At 72.1% G+C, this 18,306-nt stretch carries 18 protein-coding genes; 10 read left to right on the top strand and 8 right to left on the bottom strand.

What is annotated here, in order from left to right; all coding sequences use genetic code 11:
* Positions 1-15: 15 nt before the first annotated feature.
* From NOCJ54_RS0101930 to NOCJ54_RS29295, 4 genes are all read left to right on the top strand, one after another.
* Positions 16-693, top strand: a complete 678-nt coding sequence (locus tag NOCJ54_RS0101930; protein ID WP_028654112.1) for a response regulator transcription factor — start codon at positions 16-18, stop codon at positions 691-693.
* Entirely contained in the window at positions 690-2,048 is a 1,359-nt protein-coding gene (locus NOCJ54_RS0101925) for a sensor histidine kinase (protein ID WP_028654111.1), read from the top strand. Before NOCJ54_RS0101930 ends, NOCJ54_RS0101925 begins: the two co-directional genes overlap by 4 nt.
* A gap of 108 nt (positions 2,049-2,156) precedes the next feature.
* Positions 2,157-2,735, top strand: a complete 579-nt coding sequence (locus NOCJ54_RS27935; protein WP_051485377.1) for a PepSY domain-containing protein — start codon at positions 2,157-2,159, stop codon at positions 2,733-2,735.
* Between the two features lie 69 nt (positions 2,736-2,804).
* A complete protein-coding gene (locus NOCJ54_RS29295) occupies positions 2,805-2,957 on the top strand; it encodes a hypothetical protein (protein WP_157514761.1) in 153 nt (50 codons plus the stop codon).
* On the opposite strand, the gene NOCJ54_RS0101910 is transcribed toward NOCJ54_RS29295, so the two are convergent.
* The 7 genes from NOCJ54_RS0101910 to NOCJ54_RS0101880 all read right to left on the bottom strand — a co-directional run bounded on the left by NOCJ54_RS0101910 (position 2,947) and on the right by NOCJ54_RS0101880 (position 9,854).
* Entirely contained in the window at positions 2,947-4,080 is a 1,134-nt protein-coding gene (locus NOCJ54_RS0101910; protein WP_051485376.1) for a carboxylate-amine ligase, read from the bottom strand. The two genes, NOCJ54_RS29295 and NOCJ54_RS0101910, sit on opposite strands and share 11 nt — an antisense overlap.
* A 34-nt stretch (positions 4,081-4,114) precedes the next feature.
* A complete protein-coding gene (locus NOCJ54_RS0101905; protein ID WP_028654109.1) occupies positions 4,115-5,074 on the bottom strand; it encodes a hypothetical protein in 960 nt (319 codons plus the stop codon).
* Between the two features lie 16 nt (positions 5,075-5,090).
* Positions 5,091-5,858, bottom strand: a complete 768-nt coding sequence (map, locus tag NOCJ54_RS0101900; RefSeq protein WP_028654108.1) for a type I methionyl aminopeptidase — start codon at positions 5,856-5,858, stop codon at positions 5,091-5,093.
* A 9-nt stretch (positions 5,859-5,867) separates the two neighbouring features.
* Complete coding sequence (locus NOCJ54_RS27930; RefSeq protein ID WP_051485375.1) at positions 5,868-6,599, bottom strand: DUF4190 domain-containing protein; 732 nt, start codon at positions 6,597-6,599, stop codon at positions 5,868-5,870.
* A gap of 70 nt (positions 6,600-6,669) precedes the next feature.
* Positions 6,670-7,830 (bottom strand): thiolase domain-containing protein, encoded by a 1,161-nt coding sequence (locus tag NOCJ54_RS0101890; RefSeq protein ID WP_028654107.1) that lies wholly within the window; start codon positions 7,828-7,830, stop codon positions 6,670-6,672.
* Positions 7,830-8,885: a thiolase domain-containing protein gene (locus tag NOCJ54_RS0101885; RefSeq protein ID WP_028654106.1), complete on the bottom strand. Its 1,056-nt coding sequence runs from the start codon at positions 8,883-8,885 to the stop codon at positions 7,830-7,832. Before NOCJ54_RS0101885 ends, NOCJ54_RS0101890 begins: the two co-directional genes overlap by 1 nt.
* 18 nt (positions 8,886-8,903) lie before the next feature.
* Positions 8,904-9,854: a Zn-ribbon domain-containing OB-fold protein gene (locus NOCJ54_RS0101880; RefSeq protein ID WP_028654105.1), complete on the bottom strand. Its 951-nt coding sequence runs from the start codon at positions 9,852-9,854 to the stop codon at positions 8,904-8,906.
* Between the two features lie 56 nt (positions 9,855-9,910).
* Here NOCJ54_RS0101880 and NOCJ54_RS0101875 point away from each other — a divergent pair, with 56 nt between their 5' ends.
* From NOCJ54_RS0101875 to fadD8, 3 genes are all read left to right on the top strand, one after another.
* Entirely contained in the window at positions 9,911-10,954 is a 1,044-nt protein-coding gene (locus NOCJ54_RS0101875) for an LLM class F420-dependent oxidoreductase (protein WP_028654104.1), read from the top strand.
* Positions 10,955-11,052: 98 nt separating this feature from the next.
* A complete protein-coding gene (locus NOCJ54_RS0101870) occupies positions 11,053-11,439 on the top strand; it encodes a hypothetical protein (protein ID WP_028654103.1) in 387 nt (128 codons plus the stop codon).
* A gap of 45 nt (positions 11,440-11,484) precedes the next feature.
* The gene (gene fadD8, locus NOCJ54_RS0101865) at positions 11,485-13,083 is read left to right on the top strand and encodes a fatty-acid--CoA ligase FadD8 (RefSeq protein ID WP_028654102.1); all 1,599 of its coding nucleotides are present in this window, start codon (positions 11,485-11,487) and stop codon (positions 13,081-13,083) included.
* A gap of 124 nt (positions 13,084-13,207) precedes the next feature.
* Here the strand turns inward: fadD8 and NOCJ54_RS0101860 are convergent, their stop codons facing one another.
* Positions 13,208-14,020 carry a crotonase/enoyl-CoA hydratase family protein gene (locus NOCJ54_RS0101860; RefSeq protein WP_028654101.1) on the bottom strand — a complete coding sequence of 271 codons (813 nt, stop codon included), beginning with the start codon at positions 14,018-14,020 and terminating at the stop codon, positions 13,208-13,210.
* A 47-nt stretch (positions 14,021-14,067) separates the two neighbouring features.
* On the opposite strand from NOCJ54_RS0101860, the gene NOCJ54_RS0101855 reads away from it, so the two are divergent.
* Genes NOCJ54_RS0101855 through NOCJ54_RS23380 form a run of 3 tightly spaced genes read left to right on the top strand, consistent with a single transcriptional unit; the run spans position 14,068 to position 18,300 of the window.
* Positions 14,068-15,711, top strand: coding sequence for an acyl-CoA synthetase (locus tag NOCJ54_RS0101855; RefSeq protein WP_028654100.1), 1,644 nt, complete (start codon positions 14,068-14,070; stop codon positions 15,709-15,711).
* On the top strand, positions 15,711-16,817 hold the full coding sequence (locus tag NOCJ54_RS0101850) for an NAD(P)H-dependent flavin oxidoreductase (RefSeq protein WP_028654099.1): 1,107 nt from the start codon (positions 15,711-15,713) through the stop codon (positions 16,815-16,817). Before NOCJ54_RS0101855 ends, NOCJ54_RS0101850 begins: the two co-directional genes overlap by 1 nt.
* Positions 16,818-16,842: 25 nt before the next feature.
* Positions 16,843-18,300 (top strand): LVIVD repeat-containing protein, encoded by a 1,458-nt coding sequence (locus NOCJ54_RS23380; protein ID WP_051485374.1) that lies wholly within the window; start codon positions 16,843-16,845, stop codon positions 18,298-18,300.
* Positions 18,301-18,306: the final 6 nt, after the last annotated feature.

Below are 18,306 nucleotides of genomic sequence, written 5' to 3'. Positions count from 1 at the left end.
TTCCTGGAGGACGCCGTGCGGATCCTGGTCGTCGACGACGAGCGCCGGCTCGCGCGCGCCATCGAGCTCGGCCTGGAGGCCGAGGGCTTCGCCGTGGACGTCGCGCACGACGGCTCCGACGGTCTCTGGATGGCGCGGGAGAACACCTACGACGCCATCGTCCTCGACCTCATGCTGCCCGGCATCAACGGCTACAAGGTGTGCGAGACGCTGCGCCGCGAGGAGAACTGGACGCCCATCCTCATGCTGACCGCCAAGGACGGCGAGTGGGACCAGGTCGAGGGCCTCGACACCGGCGCCGACGACTACCTGACCAAGCCGTTCTCGTTCCCCGTGCTCGTCGCCCGCCTGCGCGCAGTCGCCCGGCGCGGGGCGCGGGAGCGGCCGACGGCGATCGAGCTCGGCGACCTCGTCGTCGACACCGCCGCGCGCCGGGTCCGCCGCGGCGAGGTCGAGATCAGCCTGACCTCGCGGGAGTTCGCGGTCCTGGCCTTCCTCGCCCGGCACAGGGGCGACGTGGTGTCGAAGCGGCAGGTCCTGGACTCGGTCTGGGACGGCGACTTCGAGGGCGACCCGAACATCGTGGAGGTCTACGTCCGCCACCTGCGCAACAAGGTGGACCGGCCGTTCGGTCGCGAGGCGATCCAGACCGTCCGGGGTGCGGGCTACCGGCTCGCGAGCGACGGGGGATGAGCATGCGGGTGCGTACGACGCTCGCCGCGGTACTCGTGGTCGCGGTGGCCCTGGTCGTCGGCGCGGTCGCGCTCGTGCTCGCGGTGCGCGGGTCGCTGCGCGACGGGGCGGAGTCGACGGCGGAGAACCAGGCCTCGGCCCTGGTCGCCCAGGTCGACGCCGGCAGCCTCCCCGCCTCGCCCGGCACCGACCCCGACAACGACCCGGACGACCCGGACGACCCCGACGACCCCGACGACCCCGACGAGGACGACGAGGAGGCCGACGACCTCGTCTGGCAGGTCCACGACGCAGCCGGCCGGCTCGTCGCCGCGTCCCAGCCGCTCGCTGGCCGCCTCCCGGACCGTGACGGGGATGCCGTCGAGCTGCCCGGGGGCGACCACCCCTACGTCGTGGTGAGCGAGGACACCGACGACGGTCACGTGGTGACGGTCGCGGTGTCGCTCGAGGACGTCGACGAGACGACCGCGGCGCTCGCCGCCCCGCTGCTGCTGGGCCTCCCGCTGCTGCTCCTCGTCGTCGGGGGGACGACCTGGCTGGTGGTCGGGCGCACCCTGCGCCCCGTGGAGCGCATCCGCCAGGAGGTCGAGGAGATCACCGGCACTCGGCTCGACCGCCGCGTCTCCGAGCCCGCCGCGCGCGACGAGGTCGGCCGGCTGGCCCGCACGATGAACGCGATGCTCGCCAGGCTCCAGGACTCCCGCGACCGGCAGGAGCAGTTCGTCTCCGACGCCTCCCACGAGCTGCGCTCGCCGCTGGCGAGCCTGCGCCAGACCGCCGAGGTCGCCCACACCCACCCCGGCGCCGTACCCGAGGGCGAGCTCGCCGAGGCGGTGCTCGAGGAGACGGTGCGGATGCAGGCCCTCGTCGAGCAGCTGCTCGCCCTCACCCGCGCCGGTGAGGGACGTGCCCAGGCGCCGCGCGAGGACGTCGACGTCGACGACCTCGCCCTCGCGGAGGCCCGGCGAGCGGCCAGGTCCGGCCTGGTGGTCGACACCAGCGGCGTCGGTCCGGGCCGGGTCCACGGTGACCCCGTCGCGCTCTGCCAGGTCGTGCGCAACCTCGTCGACAACGCCGTCCGTCACGCAGCCGGCCGGGTGGCGGTGGCGGTCTCCGAGCACGGCGGCCGGGTGCACCTCGTGGTCGACGACGACGGTCCGGGCATCCCGACCGCCGACCGGGAGCGGGTCTTCGAACGCTTCGTCCGCCTCGACGAGGCCCGCACCCGCGACGCCGGGGGCAGCGGCCTCGGCCTGGCGATCGTCCGTGCCGTGGTCACCGGCCACGGCGGCACGGTCGAGGTCGGCGAGAGCCCGTTCGGCGGCGCCCGGGTCGTCGTCGACCTGCCTTCCTGAAGACCTGTTCAGGTGCGTTCAGGGAGGGTTCAGCGACCTCCCGGCAGGCTGGTCCCACCAGCCGCCCCGGGGACCCCGGGCCGGCCCCACCGAGAGAGGGAGACCCCCATGAACACCAGCGTCCTGCGCCGCAAGCGCGTCGTCCTGCCCGCCCTGGCCACCGTCGCCGTCCTGGCCGTCGGCGGGACGGTCTGGGCGGCCTCCGCCGACGACGTCTCGGGCGACGAGCGGGACCGGGTCGCGGCTGCCGCCACGGGCGCCGCCGGTGGCGGCGAGGCCGTCGAGGTGGAGCGCTCCGACGACCGCGGCGAGGCCTACGAGGTCGAGGTCCGCTTCGCTGACGGCACCGAGGTCGACGTCACCCTCGACGACGACCTCGGCGTGATCGCCACCGAGCGCGACGACGACCGCGACGACGACCGCGACGACGACCGGTACGACGACGACCGGTACGACGACGACCGCGACGACCGCGACGCCGACGACCGGGTCCTCGACGCCAGCGAGCGCACCTCCGCCGAGCAGGCCGCCCTCGCCGCCGTCGGCGGTGGCACGGTGCTCGACGTCGAGGCGAGCGACGACCGGGGCGTCGCCTACGAGGTCGAGGTGCGGGACGGCAAGGGCGTCGAGTGGGACGTCGACCTCGGCGCCGACTTCTCCGTCGTCACGAAGCACCAGGACCGCTGAGCCTCACGCCCGGCAGCCCCGGCGTGCAGTAGCGTGCTGTCCTCCGACGACGGCTGACAGGAGGGTTCGATGAGCAACGTGGACCTGGAGAACTTCCGGGGTTACTCCGACAACCACTACCAGCACGGGATGCACACCCTCGCGTGGATCTCGCTCTGGACGATCATCATCCTCGGCGTGGGCGCCGGGCTCTTCGGGTTCTTCTGGGGCCTCAGCCAGTAGCAGCGCGGTTCGTCCGCTCCACGAGGTCGTCGACCACGGCCTCGATGCTGCCGCCGCTGCGCTCGTACGCCGCCCGCTGCCGCACGGACCCACCCTCGGCCAGCACCCGGTCGACACCTTCCCGCACCAGGGCGAGGTCGTCGCCGAGGTGCCCGGCGACCGTGTCGACCAGCGCCTCGAGCACGTCGCGCGCCGGCACCGGCTCGCCGGTGCCGGGGTCGAGCAGCTGGCCCGCCAGGCCGTAGCGGGCGGCGCGCCACTGCGCGGCCCGGAGCAGCTCTGCCCGCCACTGCCCGGCGGCAGGCCCCCGAGCGGCAGCGGCGTCGGGGCCTGCCGCCTGCGTGACCAGGCCGCGGGCGAGGGCGGCCACGAGCACCGCGTCGTCCGGGTCGGTGCACACATCGGTGACCCGCACCTCCACGGTCGGGTAGCGCTGGGAGAGGCGGGCGTCGAAGTAGAGTATCCCCTCGTCCCGCGCCGCCCCGGACGCGATCAGCTCGCGGCACACCCGTCGGTAGGTCTCGACGTCGCCGAAGCGCTCGGTCGGCCCGGCGCTGGGCCAGCCCGCCCAGGCCTGGGAGCGCCAGGAGGCGTGCCGCGTGTCCCGGCCCCGGTAGAAGGGGGAGTTGGCGCTCACCGCGAGCAGCGCAGGGAGCCACGGGCGCAGCGCATCGACCACCCGCACGCCCTCCTCGTCCGAGGCGACCTGCACGTGCACGTGCATCGCGCAGGTCCCGGCCGGACGGGCGACCTCGCCGAAGGTGTCGACCATCGCCTGGTAGCGATCGTCCCGCGTGGCCCGCGGCTCGCCGCTGCCCAGCGGGGCCGCGCCGGCCGCCACGGTGCGCAACCCGGCCCCCTCGGCAGCCTCGGCGGCCGCCCTCCGCGCGCGTACGACGTGCTCCCGCAGCTCGGCGAGCGAGGTCACCGGTGGCGTGCGGGTCTCGAGCTGGTGACGGAACAGCTCGTGGTCGAGGTCCTCGGACGGCAGCCCGTGCTCGGCGGCGTACTTGAGCACCTGCTGCGACCGCGGCGCTGCCTCCCGCGTCGCGGGGTCGACCAGCAGCAGCTCTTCCTCGACCCCAGCGTGCGCGGCTCCATGCCACCGCGCTACCCGCCGCACCGCCGGGCAGCCGCGCGAAGACGGCCCTGACGGGTCAGGCGTCGCCGGCGAGGTCCTCCAGCACCGCCTGGAAGTCGGCGCCGAGCACGGCCGTGAGCGTGCCCTCGTCGTCGATGCTGGTCAGCTGCTGGTAGCCGGAGCCGTCCCACCAGTACACGTGCGGGCTGAGTGGTCCGGGGGAGTCGCCGTGGCCGGCGGCGGCGAAGCCTGCCATCGCCTGGAGGCTCGGCAGCACGGTCATGTCCCGGACGAGGTGCCAGACCACCTGCTGGCGGTGCGGCACGCTGAGCAGCCAGCCGTGGCGGCCGGGCTCCTCGCCGGTGAGCTCGGTGGCGAGCGAGGGCATGAGCAGGGCCCGGCTGCCGGTGTGGACCGACGCCCCGGAGAGGACGTGGAAGTGTCCGCCGTCGCGGAGGTCGAGGCGCTCGTGGTGCTCGACCGGTTCGCGGCGGAGGTTCGCCACCCCCCACTCGCGCAGCTGCGCGGGACCGCCCTGTGCGGCGGCCCGGGCGTCGTCGTAGACGGCGACGGACTCCGGCAGGTCGAGTGCGAGCAGCTCGACGAGGCCGGGCGCGAACTCGCGGTGGGGGAACGTGCCGAGGTCGGGGACCGCGTCCTGCGGGTAGAGGCGCGTGTAGGTCCGGGAGCGGGCGTCGTCGGGGGCCAGGGTCGCGAACGGGTCGGGGGCGTCCATGCTGGCGAGCACGGTGCCGACGTGGCGGTCGACGACCTCCGGCCAGGCGCCGCGCCCGCGGTCGTCCTGGTGGCAGGACGCGGCGACGTTCCACAACCCGAACTGCCGACCGGTGTCGTCGACGACGTGGTCGGGGTGCACCGTCACCTCGATGCCGCGCTCGGCGAAGGCGCGACGGACGAGGGACCGCACCTGCTGCGCGTCCTCGGAGCCGAGGAACGGCAGGGCGTCGTCGGGGTCGGCAGGCTCGACCGGGGATCGGTCGGCGTCACGCCGGCGCCGACGACCGAACAGGCCCATGCGGTGGTCGGCCGGGTCAGTCGCGTGCGGTGAGCACGATGGGGTCGCCGTCGGTGATCGCGACGGTGTGCTCGGCGTGCGCACCGCGGGAGCCGTCGGCGCTGCGGATCGTCCAGCCGTCGGGGTCGAAGACGATCTCGTCGGTGGAGTGCAGGAACCACGGCTCGATGGCGATGACCAGGCCGGGGCGCAGCTTGAGGCCGCGGCCCGGACGCCCGTCGTTGGGGACGTGCGGCTCACCGTGCATCGTCCGGCCCACGCCGTGGCCGCCGAACTGCAGGTTGACCTTCAGCCCGGCTTCGTGGGCGACGCTGCCGATGCCGAAGGAGATGTCACCGAGCCTGTTGCCGGCGCGGGCAGCGGCGATGCCGGCCGCGAGGGCCTTCTCGGTCGTGGCGATGAGCTGCTGGTCCTCCTCGCGCGGGGTGCCGACGATGACCGACAGGGCCGAGTCGGAGACCCAGCCGTCGACGGCCGCGGCGAAGTCGACCGAGAGCAGGTCGCCGTCCTGGAGCACGTAGTCGAACGGGAGGCCGTGCAGCACGGCGTCGTTGACGGAGGTGCACAGCACCTTGCCGAACGGGCTCGCGCCGAACGACGGGTGGTAGTCGATGTAGCAGGACTCGGCGCCGGCGTCCTTGATCATCCGGTGTGCCAGCTCGTCCAGCTCGAGCAGGTTGACCCCGACGTCCGCCTTCTCGGCGAGGGCCGAGATCACCGAGGCGACGAATCGCCCGGCGGGACGCATCTGGTCGATCTGGGTCGGGGTACGGAGCTCGATCACGGTCCGAGCCTACTTCCCCGAGCGGGCTTCCTCCCACGCGGCGCTGAGGTCGACCACGACGGCCTTGCGGCTGGACGCGTCGGTGCCGTCGAACGCGATGCCCTCGAGCGGGCCGGGTCCGTAGGTGCTGACCGATCCACGGATCGCCTCCTGCTGACCGGGGCCGATGCGGGTCTCGCCGTCGAGGCGGGTGTGGTGGAACTCGCGGTTGATGACCGACTTCACCTCGATGTCGCCCAGGGTGATGGGGTTGTCGGTCAGGTTCCGCGCGACGAAGCGGTAGGTGCAGGCGACGTCCCTGCCGTTGGTGCTCGTGCACTCGGCCCGGGTCACCCGGATCCGCAGGTGGCCCTCGTCGGTCTCGAACTCCTCGCCCACCAGCACGCTCGCCTCGGGCGGGTCCACCCAGTCGAGGGCGTCGCCGAGCCAGAGCCAGACGTACCAGGACCAGAGGAGCGACAGCACGATCGCGACCACCGCCATCCCCACCCCGACGCGGGCCATGCCCGTGCCGGTGCCGGAGCGGCGAGCGCGTCGCAGCGCGGCGAGGCCCAGGCCGAGGCCGACCGCGCCGGCGAGGACACCGAGGAGGTTCAGCAGCGGGACCGGCGTGAGGATGAGGCCGACCATGCCGAGCACGAGCGCCGCGACGGCGAACCCGTTGGTCGGCGGCCCGGGCCGGCCCGGCGGCGGGTACGGCGGCGGGTACGGCGGCGGGTACGGCGGGTGCTGCTGCGTCACGCCCCGATCATGACCACTGCGCCCGGTGCCGAAACGGCACCGGGCGCAGCAGGCGTGGGGGAGTGGTGCTTCAGTTGGTCGGCTTCTCGGCACCGACGACCCACATCGCGAAGAACTGCGATCCGCCGCCGTAGGCGTGCCCGAGGGCCTTGCGGGCGCCGTCGACCTGGTGCTCGCCCGCGGCCCCGCGGACCTGTAGGGCGGCCTCGGCGAAGCGGAGCATCCCGGAGGCGCCGATCGGGTTCGACGAGAGCACGCCGCCGGAGGCGTTGAACGGGATGCGACCGGTCATGGCGGTCTCGCCGGCCTCGGTGAGCTTCCAGCCCTCGCCCTCGGCGGCGAAGCCGAGGTTCTCCAGCCACATCGGCTCGAACCAGCTGAACGGCACGTAGACCTCGGCTGCGTCGATCTCGTCGATCGGCGAGGTGATGCCGGCCTGCTTCCACAGCGCGGCCGCGGCGTCGCGGCCGGCCTGCGGGTTGACCTGGTCGCGCTCGGCGGCCGTGGTGGGCTCCGAGCGCATCACGGTGCCGTGGATCCACGCGGGGTTCGGCGACGACTTCGCGACGTCCTCGTCCACGATGACCAGCGCGCAGGCGCCGTCGGAGGACGGGCAGGTCTCCTCGTAGCGGATCGGGTCCCACAGCATCTGCGAGGCCAGGACCATGTCGACCGTCCGCTCCTCGCGCAGGTGCGCGTAGGGGTTCTTCAGCGCGTTGGTGCGGTCCTTGGCGGCCACGATCGCGCCGATGTGGGTCGGCGCGCCCGAGCGGCGGATGTAGGAGCGCACGTGCGGGGCGAAGTAGCCACCGGCGCCGGCGTGCACCGGCATCACGAACGGAACCGGCACTGAGAGTGCCCACATCGCGTTGGACTCCGACTGCTTCTCGAAGGCGACGGTGAGCACCTTCTTGTGCACGCCGGACTGCACCAGCGACGAGGCGACGATGGCGGTCGAGCCACCGACGGAACCGGCGGTGTGGACGCGCAGCAGCGGCTTGCCGGCCGCACCGAGGGCCTCGGCGAGGTAGAGCTCCGGCATCATCACGCCCTCGAACAGGTCCGGCGCCTTCCCGACGACGATGGCGTCGATCTCGTCGAGGGTCATCCCGGCGTCGGCGAGGGCGCGGTCCATCGCCTCGCGGCACAGGCCGGCCATCGAGACGTCCTCGCGCTTGGCCCGGTGGTGGGTCTGGCCGACGCCGATGACGGCGGCAGGCTTCTTGGCCATCAGTTCTGTCCCTCCATGACGCAGACGAGGTTCTGCTGCAGCGCGGGTCCGCTGGTCGCGTGGCCGAGCACCTTGTCGGCGGTGCCGTCCCAGATCCGGCGGGCGGCCTCGCCGATGCGGATCGCGCCGCCGGTGAACATCGGGTTGCCCGCGAGCGCACCGCCCGACGGGTTGACCCGTACGTCGTCGGCCAGGCCGAGCTCGCGGCGCAGGATCAGCTCCTGGTGGCTGAACGGCGCGTGCAGCTCGGCGACCTGGACGCCGTCCGTGCCACCCGCAGCGGCGGCGGCGCGGGCCGCGGACTCCGAACGGGTGAGGTCGCGGGTGCCCAGGTGCAGCGCGTCGGTGTAGTGCGCGAGGCCGGTGATCCAGGCGGGGCGCTCGCGCACCTCGCGGGCCCGGTCCCCGGCGGCGAGCACGATCGCCGCGGCGCCGTCGGTCACCGGTGCGGCGTCGTGCTTGCGCAGCGGGTCGGCGAACATCGGCCGCGCCAGCAGGTCCTCGACGGAGGAGCCACCGGCCCGGACGGCGTACTCGTTCTTCTCGGCGTCGGTCAGCGAGCGGTTGACGACGTCGGCCATCGCGGCCTCGTCCCACTCGCCGGCGTCGATGCCGAGCCGCGCCTGGAGTGCCGCGATCGACACGGTGTCCGGCCAGAGCGGGGTCAGCGTGTAGGGGTCGAGCTGGAGGGCGAGGGTGCGGCGCAGGACGCCGGCCGACGCCTTGCCGAAGCCGAACACCAGGGCGGTGTCGACCTCGCCGGTCTGGATCTTCAGCCAGGCCTCGTAGAGCGCCCAGGCGGCGTCCATCTCCACGTGCGACTCGTTCACCGGCGGGAGGACGCCGATGGCGTCGATCGCGCTCACGAACGAGAACGAGCGGCCCGCGAGGTAGTCCGAGGAGCCGGAGCACCAGAAGCCGATGTCCTTCTTCGTCCAGCCGGTCTGCTCGTAGCACTCGCCGAAGATCGGCACGAGCAGCTCGGCACAGGTCGGCGACCCGTCGTAGTCCTGCAACTGTCGCTGGGCGAACCCGACGACGGCAACGTCACGCATGTCTGTCCTTCCGCCCGCTCAGAGGTGGTGCTTGTAGGTGTCGTAGTCCGCGTCCGGCTCACCGGTCGGCGCGAAGTGGCTGATGTTCTCGATCGTGGTGCCCCACTCCTCGCGGGGCTTCCAGACCGCCTTGACCCGCAGGCCCATCCGGATCTCCTCGACGGGGATGTCGAGGATCAGGTGCTGCAGCGCGATGTCCGCACCGTCGAGCAGGATGTAGGCCGAGACGTACGGCGGCGCGATCCGCTGGCCCAGGAAGGGCACGTTGACGATGCAGAAGGTCGTGACCGTGCCGGTGTCGGACAGCTCGACCTCCTCCGAGGTCGGCACCCCGTCGGTCGGGCAGGCCGGCCGCGGCGGGACGTAGACCTTCTGGCACTTCGGGCAGCGCTGGCCCAGGATCCGGCCCTCGGCGAGGCCGCGGTAGAACGCGGACTCCTCGGGGCTGGCGGCGTAGGTGTAGTCGAGGCTGATCGGCGTGATGATGCCGGTGACGTCGTCCGTGCCGGTCGGGGCGCTCGCCGGGGCGGCGGTGCCGGAGTCGGGCTCGAAGACGAGGTCGGTGATGACGCCGGCGCGCTCGGCGCCCCAGCGCGGCCGCACCCGCATGCCGGTGCTGATCTCGTCGGCGCTGCTGACGTCCACCGCGTGCAGCAACGGCGTGTCCGCGCCGTCGAGGGTGATCAGCGCGAACGCGAACGGGCGGTCGAAGGGCTGCCCGGCTACAGGCTCGCTCACCCAGGTCCACGAGGTGACCGTGCCGGTGCCGGCCAGGTCGACGAACTCCGTCGGGGCCTGGTGGCTGACCGGGTCGAACTCCGGCGGAGGGCAGGCGACGCGCCCGTCGGCGAGGCGGGCGCCCACGAGCCGGCCGTCCCGGAGGCCGGTGAGGAAGCGGCCCAGCACCGGACCGACGGATCGGGTGTAGTCGAAGGCGACCGTGACCGGTGCCGAGAGGGTGCGACTCATGGCGAAAGTGAAACACGTTCTAGAAATGGTTCGCAACGAGGGGCATGATTCGTCTCATGAAACTGGGACTTCAGCTGGGTTACTGGGGCGCGCAGCCGCCCCAGGGCGTGGGCGAGCTCGTCGCGGCCGCCGAGGACGCCGGGTTCGACGCGATCTTCACCGCCGAGGCGTGGGGGAGTGACGCGTTCACCCCGCTGGCCTGGTGGGGGCGCGAGACGTCGCGGGTCCGGCTGGGCACCTCGATCGTGCAGATGTCGGGCCGCACGCCGACCTCCATCGCGATGCACGCACTGACCCTCGACCACCTCACCGGCGGACGGGTCGTGCTGGGCATGGGCGTCAGCGGCCCGCAGGTCGTCGAGGGCTGGTACGGCCAGCCGTTCGAGAAGCCGCTGGCCCGCACCCGCGAGGTCGTCTCGATCATCCGCAAGGTGCTGGCCCGCGAGGCGCCGGTGACCAACGACGGCCCGCACCACCCGCTGCCCTACCGCGGACCCGGAGCGGTCGGGCTCGGCAAGCCGCTCAAGCCGATCGTCCACCCATTGCGCGCGGACCTGCCGATCTGGCTGGGTGCGGAGGGGCCGAAGAACGTCGCGCAGACCGCGGAGATCGCCGACGGCTGGATCCCGATCTTCTACACCCCGAAGAGCGCCGGCATGTACCAGCCGTGGCTCGACGAGGGCTTCGCGCGACCGGGCGCACGTCGTACCCGCGCGGACTTCGAGATCGCCGCGACCTGTCACCTGCAGATCGTCGAGGACGCGACCCAGAAGCAGGCCGTCATCGACGCGATGAAGCCGTTCGTCTCGCTCTACATGGGCGGCATGGGCGCCAAGGAGCAGAACTTCCACACCCAGGTCTTCGCCCGGATGGGCTACGAGGAGCTGGCCTCCGAGGTGCAGGAGCTCTACCTGTCGGGTGAGAAGGACAAGGCGACCGCGCTGATCCCCGACGAGCTGGTCGACGACATGCACATCATCGGCACCGCCTCCGAGGTCAAGGAGCGGGTCGCGCAGTGGGAGGAGACGGGCGTGACCACGCTGCTGCTCTCGTGCCGCAGTGCCGCCGAGGTGCGCCAGGTCGCGGAGGTCCTGCTCTGACCCCGGCCTGCTGACCCGGGCCTGCTGGCCCGGGCCTGCTGAGGTCTGGCCTGCCGAGGGTCTGGTCCCTGTCGGCGGTGGCGGTTAGCGTTCCGGGGATGAGGCGCGAACCGCACCAGAACGTCGCCACCGTGCTGGTCGACCCAGCCCTGCTGCGCGACCTCGAGATCGAGCTCATGGAGCTCGACCTGTGGGTCTGGCCGGTGCGGACGGCGCCCATCTGCGTCGACGGCCCGCGCACCGCCTTCCAGGTCCGGCGGCGGCTGGTGGAGGCCCAGCGCGGGGCGTGGGACTGCGCCGCGCACTGGGTGCCGGTGTGGATCAGCTTCGGGGAGCGCTGGTCCTCCGGCGACGACCCGCTGCCGTGGGCCGCCCACCGCGCCCTGTGGGACGCGCTCGACGCGCACGCCGACCAGGTCCGGTTCCACCGGCGCCTGGGCGGCGTGCGCCCGCTGGCCGCACCCGTCGAACGTGCCGCGGGCTGAGCAGGTCCTTGCCCGCGAAATAGAACACGTTCTACTGTGGGTCCCGTGACCGACACGCTCCGGACCCCTGCCCACAACGGCCACCTGATGGTCGCGGCCCTCAAGCGCCACGCCGACCGCCCGATCGTCCACCTCGGTGACGTCACCCTCACGGGGCGCGAGACCGCGGAGCGGATCTCGCAGTACATCCAGGCCTTCGAGTCCCTCGGCGCCGGCCGGGGTACGCCGGGGGCGCTGCTCGCGCTGAACCGGCCGGAGGTGCTCTTCATCCTCGGCGCCGGCCAGACCCAGGGCTTCCAGCGGACCTCGCTGCACCCGCTGGGCTCTGCCGACGACCACGCCTACGTCATCAACGACGCGGGGATCACCACGCTCGTCATCGACCCCTACTTCGCGGGTCGCGCCGTCGAGCTGCTCGGAAAGTGCCCGGGCCTCAAGCGGGTCCTGACCATCGGCCCCGTCCCCGAGGAGCTGGCCGACGTCGCGACCGACCTGACCGAGGTCGCTGCGTCCTTCGAGCCGCGTCCGCTCGAGGCGGCCGTGCTCGAGCCCGACCACATCACCTCGATCACCTACACCGGCGGCACGACCGGCAAGCCCAAGGGCGTGATCGGCAACGTGCGCTCGTTCTCGACGATGGCGCAGATCCAGATGGCCGAGTGGGAGTGGCCGACCGAGCCGCGCTTCCTCATGTGCACGCCGCTCTCGCACGCCGGTGCGGCGTTCTTCGTTCCCGTCGTGCTCCAGGGCGGCACCCTCTTCGTCTCGGCACGCTTCGACCCGGCCGAGGTGCTGCGCACCATCGAGGAGAAGCGGATCAACTCGCTCATGCTCGTGCCGACGATGCTCTACGCCCTGATGGACCACCCCGACTCGCACACGCGCGACTTGTCGTCGCTCGAGACCGTCTACTACGGCGCGTCCGCGATCAACCCGGTCCGCCTCAAGGAGGCGATCGAGCGGTTCGGGCCGATCTTCGCGCAGTACTACGGCCAGTCCGAGGCCCCGATGGTGATCAGCTACTTCCCGAAGGGCGAGCACGTCGACGCCGAGGGTCGCCCGATCGAGGAGCGGCTCACGTCCTGCGGCCGACCGTCGGCGTACCTGCGCACCGCGCTGCTCGGCGAGGACGGCAACCCGGTGCCGCAGGGCGAGCCGGGCGAGATCTGCGTGGCGGGACCGCTGCTGTCGGCGGGCTACTGGCAGCTGCCGGAGGCCACGGCCGAGACCTTCCGCGACGGCTGGATGCACACCGGCGACGTGGCGCGCGAGGACGAGGACGGGTTCTGGTACATCGTCGACCGCACCAAGGACATGATCGTCACCGGCGGCTTCAACGTGTTCCCGCGCGAGGTCGAGGACGTCATCGCCGAGCACCCGGCGATCGCCCAGGTGGGCGTGATCGGCACCCCGCACGAGAAGTTCGGCGAGGCGGTCACCGCCGTCGTCGTGCTCCGGGAGGGTCACGAGCTCACCGAGGAGGTCGTCGCCGAGATCCAGGCTGCGGTCAAGGAGCGCAAGGGATCGGTCCAGGCCCCCAAGGAGGTCATCGCGGTCGACGCGCTGCCGCTGACCGCGCTCGGCAAGCCGGACAAGAAGGCGCTGCGGGCCCGCTTCTGGACCGGGGAGCGCTCGGTCGGCTGACCCCGGCGCCGGCCGACCAGGGAGGGACGCACGAGGGCCGCCCCGCTCGATGAGCGGGGCGGCCCTTCGTCGCTTGGTCGTCGCTTGGTCGTCGCTTGGTCGGCGGCGCTGCCGCCGGGGGACCTCAGCGACCCTTGAACTCCGGCTTCCGCTTCTCCAGGAACGCACGGGGGCCCTCCTTGGCGTCCTCGGAGGAGAACACGGCGGCGCCGATGTGGGCGTCGTCGGCCCAGCACTCGTCCTCGTGCTTGCCCTCCGAGTCGCGCATCGTCTTGAGGATGGCCTGGACGGCGAGCGGGCCGTTGGCGGCGATCATGTCGGCGATCTCGTGCGCCTTGGCCAGCGCCTGCCCGTCGGGCACGACGTGGCCGATCAGGCCGAGCTCCTTCGCCTCCGGGGCGAGGAGCGTGCGACCGGTGAGCAGCAGCTCGGCGGCGACGGTGTAGGGGATCTGGCGGGGGAGCCGCACGGCGGAGCCGCCCATCGGGTAGAGGGACCAGCGGGCCTCGGCGACACCGAACTTCGCCGACTCGCCGGCGACCCGGATGTCGGTGCCCTGCAGGATCTCCGTGCCGCCGGCGATCGCCGGGCCCTCGACCGCGGCGATGAGTGGCTTGGTGAGGCGGAAGCCCTTGAGCAGGCCCTTGATCACGGTGGGGTCGTAGCTGCCGTCCTCGAAGCTCTCCGACGGCGGCTTTTCGTCGGCCTTCTTGAGGTCCATGCCGGCACAGAAGTAGCCGCCGGCACCGGTGAGGATGCAGACCCGGATCTCCGGGTCCTCGTTCACCCGGTCCCAGGCGTCCTCCATGATCCGCAGCATCTCGCTGGACAGCGCGTTGCGGCGCTCGGGGCGGTTCATGGTGACGACCAGCTTGTGGCCGTCCTGCTCGACGAGGCAGTCGGGGGTGGTGCGCACGGGGGCGTCGGTCGCAGACATGCGAACCACGCTAGCGAAAAAGTGAAACGTGTTCTAGTCTCTGGCTCGTGGCCCTCAACATCGCCGATCTCTTCGAACACGCCGTCGACGCCGTCCCGGAGAAACCCGCCGTCCAGGTGGGGGAGCGCGTCATCTCCTTCGCCGAGCTCGAGGCGGAGTCCAACAAGCTCGCCCACCACCTGCAGGCGCAGGGCATCGGTGTCGGCGACCACGTCGGTCTCTACGCCAAGAACAGCATCGAGCACGTCATCGCGCTGATCGCGATCCTCAAGGTGCGCGCGGTCGCCATCAACGTGAACTACCGGTACGTCGCCGGCGAGCTCGAGTACCTCTTCGACAACGCCGACCTGGTCGGCCTCGTGCACGACCGCGTCTACGCGCCGCTGGTCGCCGAGGTGCTGCCGAAGGTCGGTGCGATGAAGGCGGTCGTCGCGGTGCCCAACCCGCTCGAGCCGGACGACCGGAGCGACCTGTCGGCGTTCAACGGCGTCACGCTCGAGGAGGCCGTGGCCGGCCAGTCCGACGCCCGCGACTTCGGCGAGCGCAGCCCCGACGACATCCACATCATCTACACCGGCGGCACCACCGGGTTCCCGAAGGGCGTCATGTGGCGCCACGAGGACTTCTGGCGCGTGCTCGGCGGCGGCATCGACTTCATGACCGGCGAGCCGCTGGAGGAGTACGACCAGTCGAAGAAGGCCAAGGAGGAGAGCCTCGTCACCCTCCCGCTGAGCCCGCTCATGCACGGTGGCGCCCAGGCGTCGCTGCTGATGCACCTCTTCGCCGGCCAGGTGACCATCCTCGAGCCGAAGTTCGACCCGGTCCGCACCTGGGAGCTCGTCGACAAGTACGGCGTGCAGATGCTCTTCATGACCGGCGACGCCATGGCGGTCCCGCTCATCGATGCCTACGAGGCCGGCGGCTTCGACGGCCAGACGCTCTTCGCCATCGCCTCCAGCGCCGCGATCTTCTCCAAGTCGGTCAAGGAGCGGTGGATGAAGCACTTCCCGAACGCCGTCTTCACCGACTCGATCGGCTCCTCGGAGACCGGCTTCCAGGGCACCGGCCTGCAGGACGCGAGCGCGCTGTCGACCGACGGGCCGGTCGTCTCGATCCCGCCGACCACGGTGATCCTCGGTGACGACAACCGCCCGCTGGACCCGGTCAAGGACGTCGGCAAGGTCGGGCGCACCGCCCGCGCCGGCCACGTCCCGGTCGGTTACTACAAGGACCCGGAGAAGTCGGCGCGGACGTTCATCGAGATCGACGGCGTCCGCTACTCGATCCCCGGCGACAACGCCCGGATCGAGGAGGGCAACCGGATCACGCTGCTCGGTCGCGGCTCGAACTGCATCAACACCGGCGGGGAGAAGGTCTACCCCGAGGAGGTCGAGCAGGCGATCAAGGCCCACCCCGGCGTGTACGACGCGCTCGTGGTCGGGCTGCCCGACGAGAAGTACGGCCAGGCGGTCTCCGCCGTCGTCGAGCCCCGTCCCGGCCACACCATCGACCTCGAGGAGCTGCGCACCTTCCTGCGCTCGCACCTCTCCGGCTACAAGCTGCCGCGCCGCCTGACGATCGTGGAGGAGATCCCCCGCAACGCCACCGGCAAGGCGCAGTACCCCAGGGCGAAGGAGCTCGCCCTCGCCGACCACGTCACCATCGACACGAACTCAGGAGCCAACGCCTGATGCGCACCCCCCTCTGCGACGCCTTCGGCATCGAGTACCCGATCTTCGCGTTCACCCCGTCCGAGCACGTCGCGGCCGCGGTGTCGCGCGCCGGCGGCCTCGGCGTCCTCGGCTGCGTCCGCTTCAACGACCCCGACGAGCTCGACCGGGTCCTGACCTGGATGGACGAGAACACCGACGGCAAGCCGTACGGCGTCGACGTGGTCATGCCGATGAAGGTCCCCACCGAGGGCACCTCGGCCGACCTGTCGTCGTACATCCCCGAGGAGCACAGGAAGTTCGTCGACGAGACCCTCCTCAAGCTCGGCGTCCCGCCGCTGCCCGAGGGCGAGGGCCGCGAGGGCGTCCTCGGCTGGCTCCACTCGATGGCCCGCTCGCACGTCGACGTCGCGCTGCAGCACCGTCCGGTGCTCATCGCCAACGCGCTGGGCACGCCGCCGAACGACGTGATCAAGGAGTGCCAGGCCGCCGGCCTGAAGGTCGCCGCGCTCGCAGGCGCCCCGAAGCACGCCCAGAGCCACGTCGCCAACGGCGTCGACATCATCATCGCCCAGGGCTACGAGGCCGGCGGCCACACCGGCGAGATCGCCAGCATGGTGCTCACCCCCGACATCGTCGACGCCGTCGGCCCGGACGTCCCGGTCCTCGGCGCGGGCGGCATCGGCTCCGGCCGCCAGATCGCGGCGTCGCTGGCACTCGGCTCGCAGGGCGTGTGGACCGGCTCGATCTGGCTCGGCACCGAGGAGTACCGCAACCTCGCGTCCAACAAGGGCTGGGAGACCGCGTTCCTGCGCGCCACGTCGTCCGACACCGTGCGCACCCGCATCTACACCGGCAAGCCGGCCCGCCTGCTCAAGACGAAGTGGACCGAGGCCTGGAACGAGGAGGGTGCCCCGGCGCCGCTCCCGATGCCACTGCAGAACCTGCTGGTCGCGGACGCCCACAACCGGATCAACGCCTCGGGCGACCCCGACGTGATCTCCATGCCGGTCGGCCAGATCGTCGGCCGGATGAACGAGGTCCGCCCGGTCGCCGAGGTGATGGCCGACCTGGTCGCGGAGTTCCAGGACACGGTCAAGAAGCTCGACGGCATCGCCGGCGTCTGACGGCACCTGACGAGGGGAGCGGGGCATGGGGGCTCTGCGGCGCACGATCACCGACCCGGCGCGGCGACGACTGGTCGTCGCCCTGGCGGCCGCCACGGTCCTGGTCGGCGGCACCATCGCTGCCGCGGAGGACCCCACCCCGCCCCAGCCGGTCCCCGAGGCCAGCTGCGGCGAGGGGTCCCGCCCCGAGACCACCGACCTGCAGGGCCGGGTGCCGAAGGCCGACTTCACCTCCGGCCGCGCCCTGCAGGGCTACACCTGCAACACCGTCGCCGTCGCCCGCCACGGCACCACCGGCGGCTTCAAGACCCTGCGCTACACCGACGCGAAGGGTCGCACCTGCGCGTTCTACGACTCGACCCGGATGCTGGGCCTCGACGTCGTCGGCAACCTGCTCAACGGCACCGGGCTCGGCGTCGTGGTGCTGGACATGACCGACCCCGCGAAGCCGGTCAAGACCGCCAACCTCATCACCCCGGCGATGCTGCAGCCGCACGAGTCGCTGCTCGTCAACCAGGAGCGCGGCCTGCTCGTCGGTGTGATGGGCACCCTGGCCGCCGCACCCGGCGTCCTCGACGTGTACGACGTCAGCCAGGACTGCCGCAAGCCGAGGCTGATGTCGACGACCCTGTCGGGCGTGCTCGGCCACGAGAGCGGGTTCGCCCCCGACGGGATGACCTTCTGGACCGCCGGAGCCGCAGGGTTCACCATGACAGCGGTCGACCTGACCGAGCCCCGCCGCCCGCGCGTGCTGATGACCGAGACCGGCGTGGTCGCCCACGGGCTGCGCTTCTCCGACGACGGCCGCACCATGTACGTGGCGAACATGGGCAGCCCCTCCGGCACGTCCATCCTCGACGACCCCAGCCTCCAGGTCTGGGACGTCGGCCAGGTCCAGGACCGCCGGCCGAAGCCGCGCATCAGCAAGGTCGGCGAGGTCGACTGGCCCGGCATCTCGATCCCTCAGGTCGCCGAGCCGTTCCACCGGGACGGTCGCGACTACGTGCTCGAGGTCGACGAGTTCACCGACTGGTTCGGCGAGGGCTTCACCGTGGACTTCAGGAACAGCCCGGTCGGCGGGGCGCGGATCATCGACGTCACCGACCCGACCCGGCCGACGGTCGTCTCCGACATCCGGCTCGAGGTGCACCAGCAGGAGAACCGCACGAAGGAGGTGCTCTCCGACCCGGGCACCTCGCTCCCGATCGGCGGCTACTCCGCCCACTACTGCTCGGTCCCCACGCGCGACGCGCCGGACCTAGCCGCCTGCTCCATGATCGGCTCTGGCCTGCGCATCTTCGACATCAGCAACGTCGAGCACCCCGTCGAGGTCGCCTACTTCAACCTGCCCTCGAAGGGCGGTGCGAGCGCGCTGTCGCAGCCGGCGTGGGACGCCGCCAACGACTCCGTCTGGTACACCGACGGCACCAGCGGCTTCCACGTCGTCCGGCTCACCAACGGCGTCGAGGAGCTCCTGCCCTGACGCGCC

This window comes from Nocardioides sp. J54, assembly GCF_000519005.1.
Lineage (GTDB): Bacteria > Actinomycetota > Actinomycetes > Propionibacteriales > Nocardioidaceae > Nocardioides.
This window is presented reverse-complemented; position numbering and strand designations above follow the sequence as displayed.

Coding starts and splice junctions, on each gene's coding strand:
- NOCJ54_RS0101925 (WP_028654111.1), top strand. CDS start 690: ATGAGCATGCGGGTGCGTACGACGCTCGCCGCGGTACTCGTGGTCGCG.
- NOCJ54_RS27935 (WP_051485377.1), top strand. CDS start 2,157: ATGAACACCAGCGTCCTGCGCCGCAAGCGCGTCGTCCTGCCCGCCCTG.
- NOCJ54_RS29295 (WP_157514761.1), top strand. CDS start 2,805: ATGAGCAACGTGGACCTGGAGAACTTCCGGGGTTACTCCGACAACCAC.
- NOCJ54_RS0101905 (WP_028654109.1), bottom strand. CDS start 5,074: ATGGGCCTGTTCGGTCGTCGGCGCCGGCGTGACGCCGACCGATCCCCG.
- NOCJ54_RS0101890 (WP_028654107.1), bottom strand. CDS start 7,830: ATGGCCAAGAAGCCTGCCGCCGTCATCGGCGTCGGCCAGACCCACCAC.
- NOCJ54_RS0101885 (WP_028654106.1), bottom strand. CDS start 8,885: ATGCGTGACGTTGCCGTCGTCGGGTTCGCCCAGCGACAGTTGCAGGAC.
- NOCJ54_RS0101880 (WP_028654105.1), bottom strand. CDS start 9,854: ATGAGTCGCACCCTCTCGGCACCGGTCACGGTCGCCTTCGACTACACC.
- NOCJ54_RS0101875 (WP_028654104.1), top strand. CDS start 9,911: ATGAAACTGGGACTTCAGCTGGGTTACTGGGGCGCGCAGCCGCCCCAG.
- NOCJ54_RS0101870 (WP_028654103.1), top strand. CDS start 11,053: ATGAGGCGCGAACCGCACCAGAACGTCGCCACCGTGCTGGTCGACCCA.
- NOCJ54_RS0101860 (WP_028654101.1), bottom strand. CDS start 14,020: ATGTCTGCGACCGACGCCCCCGTGCGCACCACCCCCGACTGCCTCGTC.
- NOCJ54_RS0101850 (WP_028654099.1), top strand. CDS start 15,711: ATGCGCACCCCCCTCTGCGACGCCTTCGGCATCGAGTACCCGATCTTC.
- NOCJ54_RS23380 (WP_051485374.1), top strand. CDS start 16,843: ATGGGGGCTCTGCGGCGCACGATCACCGACCCGGCGCGGCGACGACTG.